The sequence below is a fragment of the Micromonospora alfalfae genome (assembly GCF_022230925.1).
Taxonomy (GTDB): domain Bacteria; phylum Actinomycetota; class Actinomycetes; order Mycobacteriales; family Micromonosporaceae; genus Micromonospora; species Micromonospora alfalfae.
Genome location: NZ_JAKKFH010000063.1, coordinates 19,751 through 37,491, shown reverse-complemented (window position 1 = coordinate 37,491; position 17,741 = coordinate 19,751). Strand labels below are relative to the sequence as shown.

The window sequence follows — 17,741 nt, the reverse complement described above, 5'->3', positions numbered from 1 at the left end:
CCTCGGGGGCTGCCGGGGCCGGGCGCTGACCTCGGGGCGGTCAGTCGGCGGCCGGGCGCTGACCTCCGGGGGGGTCAGTCGGCGGCCGGGCGCCAGACGACGCCGTGCAGCAGTTGGGCGGCACCGAGCCAGGCCACGTTCATCATTCGGGTGGCGGTCTTCTCCGGGTCGGCCTCCGGGTGGTCCGCGAGCCAGTCGGCAAGCGACTCGGTCGCGCCGACCAGGGCGTACGCGACGACCTCCAGGTCGACGGCGGCGATCTCCCGGCCCTCGGCGCGCAGGGCGTGGTCGAGCATCCCGGCGACCACCTCGACCAGCCGGGCCCGCATGGTGGCCAACTCGCCGGCGAACGGCTGCTCACCCCGGGCCTGCCGGTAGAGCACCGCCCAGCCGTCGCGGTGCGCGCCCACGAAGCCGAAGAACGCCCGCAGCCCGCGCCAGAGCCGCTCGTCGGCCGGCAGGTCGGGAGCCGCCGCCCCGGCGATGGCCTGCATCATCCGGGTGCCCTCCCGGTGCAGACAGGCGACGAAGAGCTCCTCCTTGGTGCCGAGGTACGCGTACACCATGGGTTTGGAGATGCCGGCGTCCTCGGCGATCTCGTCCATGCTGGCGGCGTGGAAGCCACGTCGGGAGAAGACCTTGACGGCCGCGTCGAGCATCTGCTGCTCGCGGACGGCGCGAGGCAGGCGCTTGAAGGCGGGGACGCTGGACACCTTGCGAGCATACCTACTCGTGCGTAGGGTTACGCGCGAGTAGCCAATCTTCCGGAAGGCGCACCTGATGACTGACTTCGACCCGGCCACCTTCGCGAATGTCGGCCCCAAGGAGTTCGCCCAGCTGGTCAAGTCCACCCCGGACGACAAGATCGCCCAGGTGATGTCCGGTGACATGCGGGACAAGGTCCTCGGCGAGGTGTTCGGTCGGATGCCGTCGCTGTTCCGCGCGGACCGGGCCGGTTCCACCAACGCGGTCATCCACTGGATCATCACCGGTCGTCCCGACGGCGGCAGCGACACCTACGAGGTGGCCATCGCCGACGGCACCTGCGTCGTGAACCAGACCCCGCAGCACGACCCGAAGCTGAGCCTCACCATGGGCCCGGTCGAGTTCCTGAAGATCGTCTCCGGTGGCGCCAACCCGGTGATGATGTTCATGACCGGCAAGTTGAAGGCGAAGGGCGACCTGGGCCTCGCCGCCAACATCGCCAACCTGTTCGACATCCCCAAGGCCTGACATGGCTGAGTTCTCGCTCGACCTGAACGAGGAACAGCGGGATCTACGCGACTGGGTGCACGGCTTCGCCGCCGAGGTCGTGCGCCCGGCCGCCGCCGAGTGGGACGAGCGCGAGGACACCCCGTGGCCGGTGATCCAGGAAGCCGCCAAGGTCGGCCTCTACGGCTTCGAGTTCCTCGCCACCTGCTGGGCCGACCCGACCGGGCTCTCCCTGCCGATCGCCAGCGAGGAACTCTTCTGGGGTGACGCCGGCATCGGCATGAGCATCTTCGGCACCTCACTCGCCGTCGCCGCCATCTACGGCGCCGGCACCCCGGACCAGATGGTCGAATGGGTGCCGCAGTGCTTCGGCGACGTCGACTCGCCGGCCGTCGCCGCCTTCTGCACCAGCGAGCCGGAAGCCGGCTCCGACGTCGGCGCGATGCGCACCCGGGCCGTCTACGACGAGGCCACCGACGAGTGGGTGCTCACCGGTCAGAAGGCGTACGCCACGAACGGCGGAATCGCCGGAGTGCACGTGGTCACCGCCTCCGTCGACCCCGCGCTCGGCTCCCGGGGTCAGGCGGCGTTCGTCGTACCGCCGGGCACCCCCGGCCTGGCCGCCACCCGCAAGCTGCGCAAACTCGGCCTCCGCGCGTCGCACACCGCCGACGTCTTCCTCGACGGGGTACGCGTACCCGGCCGCTGCCTGCTCGGCGGACGGGACGCCCTGCTGGAACGCCTGGACCGGGCCCGCTCCGGTCAGCGGGCCACCGGGCAGGCCGCGATGCGCACCTTCGAGCTGTCCCGACCCACAGTCGGCGCCCAGGCGCTCGGCGTGGCCCGGGCCGCCTACGAGTACGCGCTCGACTACGCGAAGGACCGGGTCCAGTTCGGACGCCCGATCATCGAGAACCAGGCGGTCGCGTTCGCGCTGGCCGACATGCGGATGGAGATCGACGCGGCGCGGCTGCTGGTCTGGCGGGCCTCGTGGATGGGCCGCAACAACCGCCCGTTCACAGCTGGCGAAGGATCGATGTCCAAGCTCAAGGCCGGCGAGGTGGCCGTGTCGGTCACCGAGAAGGCCGTGCAACTGCTCGGCGGAGCCGGCTTCCTGCGTGACCACCCGGTCGAGCGTTGGTACCGGGACGCCAAGATCTACACCATCTTCGAGGGCACCTCGGAAATCCAACGACTGGTCATCTCCCGGGCGATCTCCGGGATGCAGATCCGCTGACCGACCGGCGCCCTGCGGCTCGGGGGTGCCCAACGGCCGGCCGGCCCGGGGGCGGGCGGTCCCTGCTCCGGCCGGCCGCGCCGCACGCCGCCGCGCACCGCAGCCGGAATCCACGATCTGTGCCGTCTTCGTCACCCCACGCCGACGCGGACTGGGCCTTCCGCAGCGCCCAGTGCATGATCAAGGAAAGAAGCCCTGATGGACGGGGGAACCAGTCGCCCGTCCGCGCACCGCCCGTAGGAGGTCTGCGGCATGGACCTGCCGTTCTTCGTCGCCACGCTGACTCGTCGCGGGCTGCTCATGCCGGGCAGCCCGATCCGGATCACCTCTCAGCTCAACGCGTTGCGCACCTGGGGGTGGAGCCTGGCCGGCGAACTACGCCAGGCAGCCGCCCGCGACCCTGGCCGGCTGGCGGTCATCGACGAGGACGGCACCGAGCTGACCTACCAGGACCTCCTCGACCGGGCCGAACGGATGGCCCGGTCGATGCGGGCCGGGCTCGGCGTACAGGCCGGCGACCGGATCGGCGTGCTCTGCCGCAACCACCACGGGCTGATCGAGACGATCGTCGCAGCCAACCTGCTGGGTGTGGACGCGGTCCTGGTCAACACCGGGCTCTCCACCGCCCAACTGGTCACCGTCGCCGAGGAGCAGCAACTCCGGCTGCTGGTCCACGACGACGAGTTCGCCGAGCGGGTCCTCGGCCTCCCCGCCGAACTGCCCCGCCTCGACGAACGCGCCCGCGAGGAGTTGGTCGCCGGGGCCCTCCCGGGCGAGCTGCACCCTCCGGAGCGCGACGGCAGGATCATCGTGCTCACCTCGGGCACCACCGGGGCACCCAAGGGCGCCCGACGACCCACGCCCAGCGGTTTCGGCCCGCTGGTGTCCATCATCGATCGCATCCCGCTGCACACCCGCGACCGGGTAATGATCACGGCGCCGATCTTCCACACCTGGGGCTTCGCCGCCCTCCAGGTCTGTTTCGCGCTACGGGCCACCATCGTGCTGCAGCGCCGCTTCGACCCGGCCGCCACGCTCACCGCGCTGCACCAACACCGGTGCGACGCGCTCTTCGCCGTACCCGTGATGGTGCAGCGACTGCTGGAGGTGCCCGCGCCAGACCCGCGCCCGCCACTCAAGGTCGTCGCCGTCAGCGGTTCGGCGCTGCCTGGTGGGCTCGCCCCGAAGTTCATGGACGTCTACGGAGACGTCCTCTACAACCTCTACGGCTCCACCGAGGTCTCCTGGGCCTCCATCGCCGGTCCCCAGGATCTGCGCGAGGCACCCACGACGGCAGGCCGACCACCACACGGAACCCGGCTGGAGTTGCTCGACGACAACGGCCAGCCGGTCGCGAACGGACAGGTCGGGCGGATCTTCGTCGGCAACGAGATGCTCTTTGAGGGGTACACCTCAGGTGCCAACCGGGAGACCCGCGACGGGCTGCTCGACACCGGTGACCTCGGCCGACTCAACCCCGACGGGCTGCTCTTCGTCGACGGCCGGGCCGACGACATGATCGTCTCCGGTGGTGAGAACGTCTTCCCGTCCGAGGTGGAGGATCTGCTCGCCCAACTGCCACAGGTCCGCGAAGCGGCCGTGATCGGCGTGCCCGACCCCGAGTACGGCCAGCGACTGTCCGCGTTCCTCGCCCTGCACCCCAACGAGACGCTCGACCCCGAGGCGGTACGCGAGTACGTCCGGCACTACCTGGCCCGATTCTCCGTCCCCCGAGACGTGATCTTCGTGAAGTACCTGCCCCGGAACGCCACCGGCAAGGTGCTCAGCCGGGAGCTACGCCGCTACTACGGCTGACCGCCCCGAAACCGTCAGCGAAAGCCGACGAGTTCCGGGGCGGTTACCGCCCCCGTCAGTCGACCGTCAGCGAAGGCCGCCAGTCCGGCTTGGCCTCGGCGAGGTCGAGGCGCTGGAACAAGCCCTTCGTGCCCTGCTCATCGAGCGTTCCACTGTGTGCGTCGATCTTGACCACCATCCCCCGTACGTCGAGCACCTCCAGCGTCTCCGACGAACTCGGATCAGCGGCAGCGGAGAAGGACGCCTGATGACCGTCGACTGTGGTGTTCGGCGGCCGGAAGAATTCCTTACCTTTCAACTCGGCCCGAACCTTGTCGGTCATCTCGACGTACGGAAAGAAGCCGACGTCCACCGTCTTCGCCCGCTGCCTACCGGGATCCGCCGTGGAGGGTTCGGCGCTGTACGTGACGCCGGCATACCACCGCCAGCCGTCCGGGGTAAGCGGCCCGGAGACGTCGGTCTGGATCGGCCGCACCTTCTGCGGCACCCCCTTCACCTGGGCCGGCATCCGCACCAGCTCGGTCGTACCGAACCTGAGCCTCTGCGCCACGTGCAGGGCGATCTCGCGGGCATCCTGCCCCGCCACCCAGGGTGAGACATCGACAGCGGCCCAGCCGTCCGGGGCGTACTGCCATCGGAGGGAGAGCCGGTCAGTGCCGTCGACGTCGTACTGGATGAAGGTCGCCGATGTGCCCCGCACATCTGGCGCGGGCGCCGTGCTCAGGGTGGGTGCCCGTTGGTCGATGCCCATGACCTGCGGCGCGGGCGGCGTCACCCCCTGCGGGTGGAGACTGACCGCAACCCCTGCCCAGTTGGGGTTCGGCGAGTCGGCGGCGTGCGCGATCAGGACGACACCCGGCCCGCTCAGCAGCAGACCCGACTGGTACTGCAAGCTGTCCAGACCCGACGGCAACCAACCGAACCGAACGTACTGAACGGTCGGATCGATCGTCTCCAACGCGGCCGGGATCCGGGACGTGTCGGGTGACGGCACCTCCCCGGTGTACGGCTCCAACGGCGCCAGCGCACCGACCATCTCCAGCGACGGCGGCGACGACCCGTCCGGCGCGACCAGGCCCGGCACCGTGACCGCGCCGACGGCAACCGCGACCACCGCCAGCGCGGCACCCGCGCCCCGTGCGTACCAGCGCTGCCGCCGCCCGACGGTCATCGCCCGTTCGATGTTCACAACGACCGACGGTGTCTCGGCCGCCTCGACCTCGGCGCGCATCAACCGCGCCACATCCGTGTCATCCATCATCGTCAACCTCCGTGGGCCAACACACTGGTCGGCGTACCACTCGCCATGCCGGTCTGCATGGTGGTCGGCACGTCATCTCGGGCGGGGGCGAGCAGGCCTCGCAGCGTCGCCAGCCCCTTGGCGGTCTGGCTCTTGACGGTGCCCGGCGCGCAGCCGAGCGCCTGCGCCGTCTCCTCCACCGTCAGGTCCTGAAAGAACCGCAGCACCAGGACAGCGCGCTGCCGAGGCGCGACCTGGCGCAGCGCCGCCACCAGATCGAGCCGTTCAGCGGCGTCCGGGGCGGTCGGTGCGGGCCGCTCCGGTAGCAGGTCGGTGAGCCGCACCCGCGCCCAGCCGCGTCGCCGCTCGTCGATCAACCGTCGCATCAGCATCGTCCGCACCAGTGCGTTCAGGTTGCCGGCCCGCCGTGCCCGGGACCAGTTGCGGTACAGCTCGGTGAGCACCCGCTGCACGATGTCGTCGCCCTGGTGCCAGTCACCGCTCATCAGGTACGCCGTCCGCCGCCACTGCGGCAGACCAACCCGAACGCACTCGGTGTACTCGGCATCGGCCGCGGCCCGCTCGGCCGATGTCCGGCTCAGCGGCATCCTCGGACCTGTCCTCCCACCGGCCACCAACAGCACGGCGATCGTCCGCAAACCCGCATCTCCACTCCTCGCGTCGCTCTGCCTCCGACACCGCTAAGTCGTGGCCAGAGCAACGCCGGGTTGCCCCGCGGGGGGCGACAACCTCACCGGACTGGCGCAACTCCTGCCCGCACCGACACGCGACCCGACCGACCGGGCCACTCGGCCAGGCGACGGATCGGCACGCCGGCTGGACTGTCGGCGGCCGTCCGGCCGTGGTGGAGACAGAACGTGCCCGGGTGCGGCCCTTCAGGGTGCCGTTCGGCGGGACCGGAGCGTGGCGAACCCGCCGACCGCGCCCACGGCGATCCGCTCCGCCCGCCCGGATCAGGGCATCGAGCTACGCGATCATGGACGACCTGCAAGGGTGGCCCGGAACCGGGTAGGGCTCCATCAGCCCGACCCACACCGCCGACGTTCGCGGTCGAAACCCAGCCCGCCGACACGGGGACTCAGCTGGGGATCGTGATCCGGTTCTCGATCGCGGCGGCGGCGATGTCGGTGCGATGCTGCGAGCCGGCCAACTCCACCCCGTCCACCAGCGCGTATGCGGCGTCCCGCGCGGCGGCCAGGTCGGCGCCGGTGGCCGTACCGCAGAGGACCCGACCGCCAGCGGAGACCAACGCGCCGTCGCTGGCCCGGCGGGCGGTGCCCGCGTGGATGATGCCCGGACGGTCCGCACCGGTGATCACGTCGCCGGTGCGCGGCGCCGCCGGATAACCCGCCGAGGCGAGCACCACCGTCACGGCGCTACCGTCGCGCCACCGCAGCGGCGGGTGCTCGGCCAACGAGCCGGTGGCCGCCGCGTGCAGCAGCCCACCCAGCGGGGTCTCCAGCAGCGCGAGCACCACCTGGGTCTCCGGGTCACCGAAGCGCGCGTTGAACTCGATCACCCGAGGGCCGGCGGCGGTGATCGCGAGCCCGACGTAGAGCAGGCCGGCGAACGGGGTGCCCCGGCGACGCATCTCCGCGAGCGTCGGGTGGACCACGTCGCGCATCACGTCGTCGACCAGCCCGGACGGGGCCCAGGCCAGCGGCGCGTACGCCCCCATGCCACCGGTGTTCGGCCCGGTGTCGCCGTCACCGAGCCGCTTGAAGTCCTGTGCCGGCACCAGCGGCAGCGCCGCCTCGCCGTCGGTGACCACGAAGAGGCTGACCTCCGGGCCGTCGAGGAACTCCTCGACCACGACACGTCCACACTCGTTCGCGTGCGCCAACGCGGCGGCCCGGTCGTCGGTCACCACCACGCCCTTGCCGGCGGCGAGCCCATCGTCCTTCACCACGTACGGCGCGCCGAACTCGTCCAGCGCCCGAGCGGTGCTCGCCTCGTCCGTGCAGACGTACGCCTGGGCGGTCGGCACGCCGGCGGCGGTCATCACGTCCTTGGCGAACGCCTTGGAGCCCTCCAACTGCGCGGCAGCACCGGATGGACCGAACACGGCGATGCCCTTCGCGCGCACCGCATCGGCGACCCCGGCGACCAGCGGCGCCTCGGGCCCGATCACCACCAGGTCAGCGGCGGTCTCCACGGCTAACGCCGCCACCGCCGCCGGATCTGAGGCGCTCACCGCACGCAGCTCAGCCACCGAGGCGATCCCCGGATTACCAGGCGCCGCAACAACCGCGGAAACCCCCGAGTCGCCAGCCAGCCCGAGCGCGAGCGCATGCTCCCGCCCACCACCACCCACCAAAAGAACCCGCACGCCCGAGATCCTACTGTCCCCCACTCCAACCCCCACCCCCGTAGGGCCTCGGTGATCAAGAGGTTTGCGTCAGTGGTGGACTCGTTCTTGACGGAAACCTCTTGATCACCTCCGCTGGGCGGCCGCGATTGCTTGGCGGACCGTGTGCGGGATGTAGGTGGGGTTGAGGGTGTCCTGCCAGGTGAAACGGAGGATGGTCCAGCCGGCGTTGACCAGGCGGTTCTGGCGACGGCGGTCGGCGTAGGCGGCCTCCGGGATGCCATGCGCGTCTCGGCCGTCCGCTTCGGCGATCAGCCTTGGGCCGCGCCAGCCCAGGTCGCCAATGCCGAGCAGATAGCCGTCATCATCACGCACCTCCAACTGCAGCGTGTCCGGCGGCACCCGGCCATCCACGCACCGCAGCCGGCTACGCGTCTCCAACGGCGACTGTGCCCGCTCGTCCGCCTCGGCGAGACAGGCCCGTGCCATGACCGCGCCCCGACGTCCCCGGATGAGGTTCGGAATGGCCGCCAACTGTGCCGGATCGATGCGGCCCTGGTTCAGAGCTGAGTCGAGGACCGAGACCGCTGGATAACGATCAACCCGAAGGATGACGTCTGAGACGGTGCGAAGCGGAGACGTCGCCGGAATGCCCGCAACCTTGACGATGTCGCCAGGGCCGACGGTCACCTGGTGCACCGTCAACCACGGCACCAGGGAGCGCTGGGGTCGGGGTCGATCGACTGGCACCGAGACGTGGACCTGTGCTGTCCGGCGGAGACCCGCGATGCCGTGCAACTCCAACGCGGAGTCCAGAACCGCGAAGGCGCCTGGGCCGAGGCTCATGACCGCAGCGCGGATTCGCGCCCGCCGAAGCGTCAGATCACTCGACTCCGCTTCTGGAACGAAGCACCCACGGAGAACCCGCTGCCACCTGCCGGACCGGTGTAACTGTCGGATCTGGTCCCTGGTCAGGCCGGCACGCAATGCCTGGTCCAGGGTGACCATGCCGTCCTGCCCGGCCGCAATGTGGCGAAGAAGTTGATGTGCACCCACACCCACACCCTGCCCACCCACCCCACCCGAGCAAAGCCCCTGTGGACAACCCTCAACCCCCTGTGGACAACCCCACCCTTCGCCTCGGTGATCAAGAGCTTTACGTCAACCTCGCGAGGAAATCTGACGCAAACTTCTTGATCACCGGGGCAGAGGGGGTGGGGGGTGGGCAGGGGGGTCGGGGGGTTAGGGGAGGAGGGGGTGGAGGACTACGTTTTCTTCTCGGCCTGGGCCTACGCCCACGACGCTCACCCTCGTGTTGCAGATCTCTTCGACCCTCGCGATGTAGCGGCGGGCGTTCTCCGGGAGGTCGTCGATGGTGCGGGCCTTGGTGATGTCCTCCCACCAGCCGTCGAGTTCCTCGAAGACCGGCTTGGCGTGGTGGAAGTCCGTCTGGCTCATCGGCATGTCGTCGACCCGGACGCCGTTGATCTCGTAGCCGACGCAGATCGGCACCTTGGGCAGGCCGGTGAGCACGTCGAGCTTGGTGATGACCAGATCGGTGACGCCGTTGAGGCGGCAGGCGTACCGGGCGACGACAGCGTCGAACCAGCCGCACCGGCGCTCCCGCCCGGTGGTGGTGCCGTACTCCGCGCCGATCTTGCGCAGGTGGTCACCGTTGGCGTCGAACAGTTCGGTCGGGAACGGCCCGGCACCGACCCGGGTGGTGTACGCCTTGCTCACCGCGATGACCTTGTTGATCGCGGTCGGCGGGATGCCCGCCCCCACACAGGCGCCACCGGCCGTCGGGTTGGACGAGGTGACGAAGGGGTAGGTGCCGTGGTCCATGTCGAGCATGGTGGCCTGGGCGCCTTCCAGCAGCACCGTCTCGCCCCGGTCCAGGGCGTCCCAGAGCATCGCCCGGGTCTCCGCGATGTACGGCTTGAGCCGCTCCGCGTACGCCAGGTACTCCTCGACGGTCGCCTCAACGTCGATCGCCTTGCGGTTGTAGACCTTGAACAGGATCTGGTTCTTCTCGCGCAGCGCGAGTTCCAGCTTCTTGCGCAGGATGCCCGGGTCGAGCAGGTCCTGGAGGCGGATGCCGATCCGGGCGACCTTGTCGCCGTACGCCGGGCCGATGCCACGGCCGGTGGTGCCGATCCGGGACGAGCCGAGGTAACGCTCGATGACCCGGTCCAGCGCCCGGTGGTGCGGCATGATCAGGTGCGCGTCACCGGAGATCCGCAGCCGGGACACGTCGACGCCGCGTTCCGCCAGGCCGTCGATCTCGGCGAGCAGCACCTTCGGGTCGACCACCACACCGTTGCCGATGACGATCATCGCGTTCGGCGAGAGCGCGCCGGACGGCATCAGGTGCAGCGCGTACTTCTGGCCGTCCGGGGTGATCACCGTGTGCCCGGCGTTGTTGCCGCCGGAGTAGCGCACGACGTAGTCGACCCGCTCACCAAGCAGGTCGGTAACCTTGCCCTTGCCCTCGTCGCCCCACTGAGCGCCGATGAGCACGATCGCTGGCATCTTTTCCGCCTCCAGAAGGCTCGGGTGCCAGGTGGCGACCGCTCGGCGAGCCCGGGGTGTCAGGTTAACAAGTAGTGACGGCGTGGCCGGCAGGGGTCGCGTCGAGAGGCAGGAGGCTCCTTCCGTGTACGACGTGGTGCTGCTCACCCTCGGTTCGGAGCGGGACGCTCCCGGGGGCTGTGGCAGCGGCGGGGCCTGCTGCGGCGGCGCGACCGGGGGCGACACCGCCCCGACGAGCCAGACCGACACCGGCCAGGCCAACAGCAGCCAGGCCGACAGCAGCCAGGCCGACACCGACACCGGGCAGTGCGCGACGGAGCGGCCACGGGTGCCGGTGCTGGCCTGCGCCGACGCGCTGAACGCCCGGGGTGCCCGGGTGGAGACGGTCACCGCCCGCTCCGACGCCGAGATCGACGCGGTGTTGGCCCGGCTCGACGGCCCGGCCCGACCGGACGGCCTCACCTGGCCGGACCCGGACAGCAAGACCCGGCTGGTCGTCGCCACGGCCAGCGACGGGCAGTTGCGCGCCGTGCTGCGCCGGCTGGTCAAGCGGTACGCCCCGGCGCCGAGCAAGCGCCCGGCGGATCTGCCCGGCAACCGGACCCTGCCCGACCTGCCGCCGGTGGCCGTACTCCCGCTCGACCCGGCCCGTGGCGGCACCCACCGGGACCTGGCCGCGCAGCTCGGGCTGCCCCGTGACCCGGCGGCGGTGGCCGCCGCGGTGCTGGACGGCACGCCGCGCCGGTTGGACCTGCTCCGCAACGACGGTGGCTCGGTGACCCTGGACGGCGCGCTCCTCGGCGCGGCCGATGACGCCGGCCGGCCGCTGCACTGGCGCGCCCGGGTGGAGGTCGACGACACCATCCTCAGCGACGGTGCGGAACCGCTGCTGGCCTGCGCGGTCGGGAACGCCGGCGGGTACGCGACGCTCAACGACGTGACGCTGTTGACCGCGCCGGACCCGGCCGACGGTCAGGTCGAGGTCGCGGTGGCCGTGCCGGTGGTCGTCCGCTCGGCGTGGGGGCGCAAGCGGGTACGCCTCGAAGTTCGGCGGGCTCGTGGACGGGCGGTGTCGGTGCTGCCCAGGGAGGGCAAGGTGCCTTATCTTGACGATGGTGTCGAAGGCGAGCTGACCCGTAAGCGTTCCTGGTGGGTCGAGCCGGGCGCCTGGGCGGTCTGGTCGAGCTGACCTCGACCGCACCGACCGGCCGACCTGCACCGATCGGCCCTGGTGGGCGATTGGGCCTATCCTCGCAGGAGGACTGGGGAGGGCCGTAATGGACGAGAACGCCGACCGGGCGCAGGTGCCCGGCCAGCAGCCGGTGCCGGAGCGGGACGTCGAACCACTCTGGCCGCCAGATCCGGGCGACCAGGGCGCGGTGCCGCCGTGGGCTGCGGTCGCCGAGCAGCGGGGTGGGCCGTCTCCGGTCACCCATCCGGTCACGCCGCCGGTGGCCGCGCCGCCGATCGGGCGACCGCCGGTACCCGGCCAGCCCGGCGCTGCCGCCCAGTCGCCGCCCTCGCCGTCGGACTACCCGTCGCTCACCGGCGCCGTCCCGGCACCTGGGGGGTGGACGGCAAGCGGCCCGTCCGGCGTCGGGTCGGGTTGGGCGCCGGCGCAGCCGAGTTGGCCGCCGCCGACCGACCCTGCCGCTGCGTCACCGCCGGCCGCTCCGCCAGCTACCGGTGTCCGGCCGACGCCGTCGGCGACCGGCCCGGGGAGCAACGGCGGGCCAGCCGGCCCCGGCATCCCGGCTGTCGCCGCGACGCCGAGCACCACCTCCGCGCCGAGGGACGGCCGGCCCGCAGCGATCGACGGAGGCAGTGCCGCGCCCGATGCGGCCGGCCAGATCGGTGACGCGGCGCAGGTGCAGCCCGGCGACCGGGGCCCGACTGCCGCGCCGGTCACCCCGGGCGGCGTCGACCTGAATCTGCCGTTCACCCTGGACCACCCGGCCGCCGCCGACCGCACCGCCGCACCGGCACCCGCCGAACGGCCCACCATGTCCGCAGCCACCGACCACCCCGCCGCACCCGCACCCGCCGGCCGGCCCACCACGGCCGCAGCCACCGACCGACCCATCCCGGCGGCCACCGCGTCCGCCGCCGGTCCGAACGCCACCGACAGCCCGCGCGCCACCGACAGCCCGACGGCCGCCGGTTCCGCGCCGGCAGACTTCTCGGCCACAGCCCTCGCAGCGGCCGGACCGGCACCACGGCCTGCCGGGTCGGCATCACAGCCTGCCGGGCCAGTGCCGCAGGCTGGCCGCCCGACACCACAGAATGGCGGGACCGCGCCGCAGGCTGGTGGGCCGGCACCACAGCCTGGCCAGCAGGCACCACAGCCCGGTGGTCCCGGTGCGGACGGGTCCGCCGACGGGCCGGCGCGGCCGATTGCCGAGTCGCCGTGGGCGTACCCGCCGCAGCGCCCGGCCGGAACGGCCGCGCCCGCTCAGGACGAGGCCGGCGCGACGCCTCCGATTCCGCCTCCGCCTCCGGTCGTCCCGCACGCTGGTCCCGCGCAGGCACACCCCGGGCAGCCGTTCATCCCCGGCCAGGCCGGCTCGGCGCAGATTCCGCCGCCGCCCGACGTGACGCAGTTCAGCAGCCCACCGCACGGCCTTGCCGCACCGCAGCACGCTCCCGGGCAGGCCGGGCCGGCGACCCCACCGCCGGGGCCGTTCCCGCCCTCGCCGGGTTGGTACCCGCCGCCCTGGCAACAGGGCTCGCACGGCGGCACGCCCGGTCAGCAGTACCAGGAGGCCGACGGGGTGACCCGGGTCCCGGCGCCCGCGTACCCGGACGCGACCGCGTACCCGGACGCCAGCTGGACACCGGACACCACAGCTGCGCCGACCGCCGAGGACTTCGCCCGGCGCCGTCAGGTTCGACCCGCCGACCCGGTGGCGACCATGGGTGTACGCGCGGTGGTCAACAAGATGGGCCTGCTCCGGCTCTCTCCGGGGCGGCACGAGCAGGAGCTCAAACGGGACATCGAGATGGTGCGCCGCAACTTCGGTGGTCTGCGGCAGGTGACGGTGGTCAACCCGAAGGGCGGCGCCGGTAAGACGGTGGCCATCCTGCTGCTCGCGATGACGTTCGGTCAGAAGCGCGGCGGCTACGTGCTGGCCTGGGACAACAACGAAACCCAGGGCACCCTCGGGATGCGCGCCCAACAGGACTTCCACTCCCGCACGGTGCGGGACATGTTGCGGGACCTCGGGCAGTTCCAGGGCGCGCACGGGCGCGTCGGCGACCTGTCGCAGTATGTCCGTTCGCAGGGCGAGGGGATGTTCGACGTCCTGGCCTCGGACGAGTCGGCCACCGGTGGCGAGATGTTGACAGCTGCCGCGTTCGCCGAGATCCGTGAGGTGGTCAGCCGGTTCTACAAGTTGATCTTCGTGGACACCGGGAACAACGTCCGGGCGCAGAACTGGCAGGCGTCGATGGACGCCACCGACCAGTTGGTGGTCACCATGTCGGCCCGTAACGACTCCGCCGAGACCGCCGCCCGGATGCTCGACCACCTGGAGCAGAGCGGCCGGCAACGGCTGGTCCGTCAGGCCGTGACGGTGGTGTCGATGCCGCCGTCCCGCAAGGAGATCGACCTGCCGGCCATCCAGGAGCACTTCGCGGCCCGCACCCGGGCGGTGCTGCTGGCCCCGTACGAGCGGCTCATCGACAGTGGCGAGCCGATCCGGTACGGCGGGCTCTCCTCAGCCACCCGGGACGCCTGGCTGAAGATCGCCGCCGCGGTCGCCGAAGGGCTGTGACCCGCCGACGGCCGGCCCGATGTCGGGCCGGCCGTCGGGACGGGATCAGTTGCTCGCCAGCGCGTCCGCCGCTTCCGGGTCGCAGTCGCGCAGGAACTGGGCACAGCGGGCCGCCTCGTCGGCCTCGCCGATCTCGTCGGCGGCGCGTGACAGCACGTACAGGCAGCGGAGGAAGCCCCGGTTGGGCTCGTGTGACCACGGCACCGGGCCGTGCCCCTTCCAACCACTGCGGCGCAGCTGGTCGAGGCCCCGGTGGTAACCGGTGCGGGCGTACGCGTACGCCGCCACCACCTGGCCCTGCGCGAATGCCCGCGCCGCGAGCTCCGCCCAGGCCGCACTGTAGGTCGGGAAGCCGGCCGCCACGTTGGCGTACGCCTCATCGGTGCCGGCCTCGTCGGCGGCGGCCAGGGCGGCGTCGGCCTCGTCGTTCACGGGCAGGCGGGTGGCCGGTGGCTCTGGCAAAAGGTTCTGCATCGCCCCATTCAACCCGCTGGACAGGGCGACACGCGAGCGGGTCGGCCGACGTGTCCCGCTGAACGGCTGAGGAGTTGGTCACGCCTGCGGCCTATGCCGCTGCCTGGTGTTTTCCACTACAACTAATGGTCCGGAGCCTCCCCAGGAACCGGTAATGCAGGAGCCCGGTGGCCACGACCATCGGGCTCCTGTCCGTTCCACCACTGGCCCGAGGTTTGACCGGCCCTCGCGGAGGGGCAGGATGGCCCGGTGCCGACCCCACCTCCCGCGGACGTCATCGAGCCGCACCTGCATCCCGGTGAGATCCAGACCCGGTCCGAGTTCGACAGCCAGCTGAGCACCGGTCGGCTGGCCGGGCTGACCGTGCAGGGCCTGCGACTCGACCTCGCGCCGGTGCCCGACCTGACCGGCGTCGACGTCGCCGGCACCCTCTTCGTCGGTTGCCGGTTCGCGTCCCGGGACGTGGGCGCCGACCTGGTCCGGCGTGGCGCGAACGTGGTGCCACCGTTCTCCGGGTTGCCGTACCCGACCCAGCCGACGCACCTCTACACCCCTGACGACCTGGCCGCCGGGTTCGCCGAGGGCGGGTTCACCGGGATGTACGACACCCGGGTGTACGACCACTACCGGGCGCACGGCGGCGCGCTGCCGGACGTCAAGGAGGCGCTGGGTCAGCGGCTGCACGACCACGGCGTGGACAACGCGCTGGCCGACGCCACGAGGGTCTGGCTGGCCGCGTACGGGCCGCAGTCGGTGGTGGGCATCATGGGCGGGCACGCGGTGCGGCGCGGCAGTCCCGCGTACCGGATGGCGGCCGTGCTGGGTTGGGAGCTGGCGCGGGCCGACCGGCTGGTGGTGACCGGCGGCGGCCCGGGTGTGATGGAGGCGGCGAACCTCGGTGCCTACCTGGCGGACCGGCCGGAGGCCGATGTGACGGCGGCGATCGACCTGCTGGCCACCGCGCCCGACTTCACCGACCACCACCGGTACACGGCCACGGCGCTGACGGTCCGGCAGCGCTACGCGGGGGTGCCCCGGCAACGCGGCGACGACCTGGGCTGGGCGCGTGCCGGTGGTCTGGCCATTCCGACCTGGCTGTACGGGCACGAGCCGGCGAACCTGTTCGCCGGGCGGATCGCGAAGTACTTCTCGAACGCGATCCGGGAGGACACCATCCTGCGCCTCGCCCGGGGCGGCATCGTCTTCGCGCCGGGGCGGGCGGGCACCGTGCAGGAGGTGTTCCAGGCGGCCACCAAGACCTACTACGGCACCGACGGTGCCAGCGGGGCGTACATCTTCCTGGACCGCGCCTACTGGACGGGGGAGCTGCCGGTGGAGGCGCTGTTGCGTCCGCTGCTGGCGGCGTCCCCGTTCGGTGATCTGTCGTCGACGATCCACCTCACCGACGACGTTCGCGAGGCGGTACGCCTGCTGACGACCTGACGACCTGACGACGACGGCCGACTCCCCGGGTGGGGAGCCGGCCGTCGAGTGGGACGTCGTTACTTGGTCATCGTGGTGCCGGTCGAGCGCAGGTGCTCGCAGGCCTCGACGACCCGGGCGGCCAGGCCGGCCTCGGCGGCCTTGCCCCAGGCGCGCGGGTCGTACTGCTTCTTGTTGCCGACCTCGCCGTCGATCTTCAGCACGCCGTCGTAGTTGCGGAGCATGTGGTCCACGACGGGGCGGGTGAAGGCGTACTGGGTGTCGGTGTCGATGTTCATCTTCACCACGCCGTAGTCCAGAGCCTCGCGGATCTCGCTCAGCAGGGAGCCCGAGCCACCGTGGAAGACCAGGCTGAGCGGCTTGTCCTTGCCGTACTTGGCGCCGACGGCGTCCTGGATCTGCTTGAGGATCTCCGGACGCAGCTTGACGTTGCCCGGCTTGTAGACGCCGTGCACGTTGCCGAAGGTCAGCGCCGCCATGTAGCGGCCCTTCTCGCCGAGGCCGAGCGCCTCGACCATGGCAAGGCCGTCATCGGTGGTGGTGTAGAGCTTGTCGTTGATGGCGTTCTCGACGCCGTCCTCCTCGCCACCGACGACACCGACCTCGATCTCAAGGACGATCTTGGCCTTGGCGGCCTCGTCGAGCAGCTGCGCGGCGATCTGCAGGTTCTCCGCGACCGGCACTGCCGAGCCGTCCCACATGTGCGACTGGTACAGCGGCTCCTCGCCGCGCTTCACCCGCTCCTGCGAGATGCCCATCAGCGGACGCACGAACCCGTCCAGCTTGTCCTTCGGGCAGTGGTCGGTGTGCAGGGCGATGTTCACCGAGTACTTCTTGGCGACCTCGTGCGCGTACGCGGCGAACGCCACCGCGCCGGTGACCATGTCCTTGATCGAGGGGCCGGAGAGGTATTCGGCGCCACCCGTGGAGACCTGGATGATGCCGTCGCTCTCCGCGTCGGCGAAGCCCTTGAGCGCTGCGTTCAGCGTCTGGGAGGAGGTCACGTTGATCGCGGGGTACGCGTACCGGCCAGCCTTGGCGCGGTCCAGCATCTCCGCGTAAGCCTCGGGGGAAGCGATGGGCATGTGATGTGCTCCTTACTTACCACTCTCGGCCGTGCTGGCCGCTGTTCTTCATTTGTGCGCCGGACCGCGCTGTCCTCCACCCGAAGTATCCCGTAGGTGAGGTGCACCGGAGAAACCGACCCGGGTGCCAGCCGCTCACCGGCGGTCGAGGTTGTCCGGCACGATGACGCTGATCAACCAGGTCACCACTGTCATCACGATGGCTCCCCAGAACGCCGGCCAGAATCCGTCCACCTGGAACGGCAGGTCGAGCCCGCGGGCTATCCGGTCGGTGAGCAGGAACAGCAACGCGTTGACCACCAGCGCGAACAGGCCCAGGGTCAGCAGGTAGAACACACAACCGACGACCCGGATCACCGGTTTGAGCACTGCGTTGATCACGCCGAAGATCAGAGCCACCACGATCAGGGTGAGAACGGTGTTGCCGCCCGAACGACCGTGCACGTCGACCCCGGGCACGATCAGCGTGGTTATCCACAACGCGACAGCGGTGATCGCCAGTCTGATGAGGAAGCCCACTGCACCATCCTGGCACCGGGTCGCGTCGCCGAGGGCTGATTCCGCCTACTCCGCTTCCGGGCGGCGCGCCGGCCCAACCCGT

The 17,741-nt window shown here is 71.2% G+C and carries 15 protein-coding genes and 1 pseudogene; 6 read left to right on the top strand and 10 right to left on the bottom strand.

Annotation, left to right across the window (positions count from 1 at the left end; genetic code table 11):
• Nucleotides 1–74: 74 nt before the first annotated feature.
• On the bottom strand, nt 75–713 hold the full coding sequence (locus MED01_RS34750) for a TetR/AcrR family transcriptional regulator (protein WP_238672746.1): 639 nt from the start codon (nt 711–713) through the stop codon (nt 75–77).
• Nucleotides 714–780: 67 nt separating this feature from the next.
• Here MED01_RS34750 and MED01_RS34745 point away from each other — a divergent pair, with 67 nt between their 5' ends.
• From MED01_RS34745 to MED01_RS34735, 3 genes are all read left to right on the top strand, one after another.
• Nucleotides 781–1,233, top strand: a complete 453-nt coding sequence (locus MED01_RS34745; RefSeq protein ID WP_238672745.1) for an SCP2 sterol-binding domain-containing protein — start codon at nt 781–783, stop codon at nt 1,231–1,233.
• A gap of 1 nt (nt 1,234) precedes the next feature.
• Nucleotides 1,235–2,449 (top strand): acyl-CoA dehydrogenase family protein, encoded by a 1,215-nt coding sequence (locus MED01_RS34740; RefSeq protein ID WP_210787407.1) that lies wholly within the window; start codon nt 1,235–1,237, stop codon nt 2,447–2,449.
• A 252-nt stretch (nt 2,450–2,701) separates the two neighbouring features.
• A complete protein-coding gene (locus MED01_RS34735) occupies nt 2,702–4,264 on the top strand; it encodes an AMP-binding protein (protein ID WP_238672744.1) in 1,563 nt (520 codons plus the stop codon).
• Nucleotides 4,265–4,319: 55 nt separating this feature from the next.
• On the opposite strand, the gene MED01_RS34730 is transcribed toward MED01_RS34735, so the two are convergent.
• The 6 genes and pseudogenes from MED01_RS34730 to MED01_RS34705 form a co-directional block, all read right to left on the bottom strand.
• On the bottom strand, nt 4,320–5,522 hold the full coding sequence (locus MED01_RS34730) for a hypothetical protein (protein WP_238672743.1): 1,203 nt from the start codon (nt 5,520–5,522) through the stop codon (nt 4,320–4,322).
• A gap of 5 nt (nt 5,523–5,527) precedes the next feature.
• Nucleotides 5,528–6,112: a SigE family RNA polymerase sigma factor gene (locus MED01_RS34725; protein ID WP_238672742.1), complete on the bottom strand. Its 585-nt coding sequence runs from the start codon at nt 6,110–6,112 to the stop codon at nt 5,528–5,530.
• A gap of 491 nt (nt 6,113–6,603) precedes the next feature.
• Nucleotides 6,604–7,854 carry a phosphoribosylamine--glycine ligase gene (gene purD, locus MED01_RS34720; protein ID WP_238672741.1) on the bottom strand — a complete coding sequence of 417 codons (1,251 nt, stop codon included), beginning with the start codon at nt 7,852–7,854 and terminating at the stop codon, nt 6,604–6,606.
• 105 nt (nt 7,855–7,959) lie between these two features.
• Nucleotides 7,960–8,679 (bottom strand): type IV toxin-antitoxin system AbiEi family antitoxin, encoded by a 720-nt coding sequence (locus MED01_RS34715; protein ID WP_238672881.1) that lies wholly within the window; start codon nt 8,677–8,679, stop codon nt 7,960–7,962.
• 78 nt (nt 8,680–8,757) lie between these two features.
• Nucleotides 8,758–8,889, bottom strand: a pseudogene (locus tag MED01_RS35975) (type IV toxin-antitoxin system AbiEi family antitoxin domain-containing protein); the annotation flags it as partial.
• A gap of 186 nt (nt 8,890–9,075) precedes the next feature.
• A complete protein-coding gene (locus tag MED01_RS34705; RefSeq protein ID WP_238672740.1) occupies nt 9,076–10,365 on the bottom strand; it encodes an adenylosuccinate synthase in 1,290 nt (429 codons plus the stop codon).
• Between the two features lie 124 nt (nt 10,366–10,489).
• Between MED01_RS34705 and MED01_RS34700 the strand changes: the two genes are divergently transcribed.
• Nucleotides 10,490–11,554 (top strand): diacylglycerol kinase family protein, encoded by a 1,065-nt coding sequence (locus tag MED01_RS34700; RefSeq protein WP_238672739.1) that lies wholly within the window; start codon nt 10,490–10,492, stop codon nt 11,552–11,554.
• Nucleotides 11,555–12,368: 814 nt separating this feature from the next.
• Entirely contained in the window at nt 12,369–14,138 is a 1,770-nt protein-coding gene (locus MED01_RS34695) for a chromosome partitioning protein (RefSeq protein ID WP_238672880.1), read from the top strand.
• Nucleotides 14,139–14,183: 45 nt separating this feature from the next.
• Here MED01_RS34695 and MED01_RS34690 read toward each other — a convergent pair whose 3' ends face one another.
• Nucleotides 14,184–14,612: a DUF3151 domain-containing protein gene (locus MED01_RS34690; RefSeq protein ID WP_238672738.1), complete on the bottom strand. Its 429-nt coding sequence runs from the start codon at nt 14,610–14,612 to the stop codon at nt 14,184–14,186.
• Between the two features lie 249 nt (nt 14,613–14,861).
• On the opposite strand from MED01_RS34690, the gene MED01_RS34685 reads away from it, so the two are divergent.
• Complete coding sequence (locus tag MED01_RS34685; protein ID WP_238672737.1) at nt 14,862–16,055, top strand: LOG family protein; 1,194 nt, start codon at nt 14,862–14,864, stop codon at nt 16,053–16,055.
• 59 nt (nt 16,056–16,114) lie between these two features.
• Here MED01_RS34685 and fbaA read toward each other — a convergent pair whose 3' ends face one another.
• Complete coding sequence (gene fbaA / locus MED01_RS34680) at nt 16,115–17,140, bottom strand: class II fructose-bisphosphate aldolase (protein WP_124853722.1); 1,026 nt, start codon at nt 17,138–17,140, stop codon at nt 16,115–16,117.
• 135 nt (nt 17,141–17,275) lie between these two features.
• Complete coding sequence (locus MED01_RS34675; RefSeq protein ID WP_030491363.1) at nt 17,276–17,659, bottom strand: phage holin family protein; 384 nt, start codon at nt 17,657–17,659, stop codon at nt 17,276–17,278.
• Nucleotides 17,660–17,741: the final 82 nt, after the last annotated feature.

Excerpts from the sequence above, each read along its gene's own strand:
- MED01_RS34705 (WP_238672740.1), bottom strand. The coding sequence starts at position 10,365 with ATGCCAGCGATCGTGCTCATCGGCGCTCAGTGGGGCGACGAGGGCAAG.
- MED01_RS34715 (WP_238672881.1), bottom strand. The coding sequence starts at position 8,679 with ATGAGCCTCGGCCCAGGCGCCTTCGCGGTTCTGGACTCCGCGTTGGAG.
- MED01_RS34695 (WP_238672880.1), top strand. The coding sequence starts at position 12,369 with ATGTCCGCAGCCACCGACCACCCCGCCGCACCCGCACCCGCCGGCCGG.
- MED01_RS34745 (WP_238672745.1), top strand. The coding sequence starts at position 781 with ATGACTGACTTCGACCCGGCCACCTTCGCGAATGTCGGCCCCAAGGAG.
- MED01_RS34740 (WP_210787407.1), top strand. The coding sequence starts at position 1,235 with ATGGCTGAGTTCTCGCTCGACCTGAACGAGGAACAGCGGGATCTACGC.
- fbaA (WP_124853722.1), bottom strand. The coding sequence starts at position 17,140 with ATGCCCATCGCTTCCCCCGAGGCTTACGCGGAGATGCTGGACCGCGCC.
- MED01_RS34735 (WP_238672744.1), top strand. The coding sequence starts at position 2,702 with ATGGACCTGCCGTTCTTCGTCGCCACGCTGACTCGTCGCGGGCTGCTC.
- MED01_RS34725 (WP_238672742.1), bottom strand. The coding sequence starts at position 6,112 with ATGCCGCTGAGCCGGACATCGGCCGAGCGGGCCGCGGCCGATGCCGAG.
- MED01_RS34730 (WP_238672743.1), bottom strand. The coding sequence starts at position 5,522 with ATGGATGACACGGATGTGGCGCGGTTGATGCGCGCCGAGGTCGAGGCG.
- MED01_RS34690 (WP_238672738.1), bottom strand. The coding sequence starts at position 14,612 with ATGCAGAACCTTTTGCCAGAGCCACCGGCCACCCGCCTGCCCGTGAAC.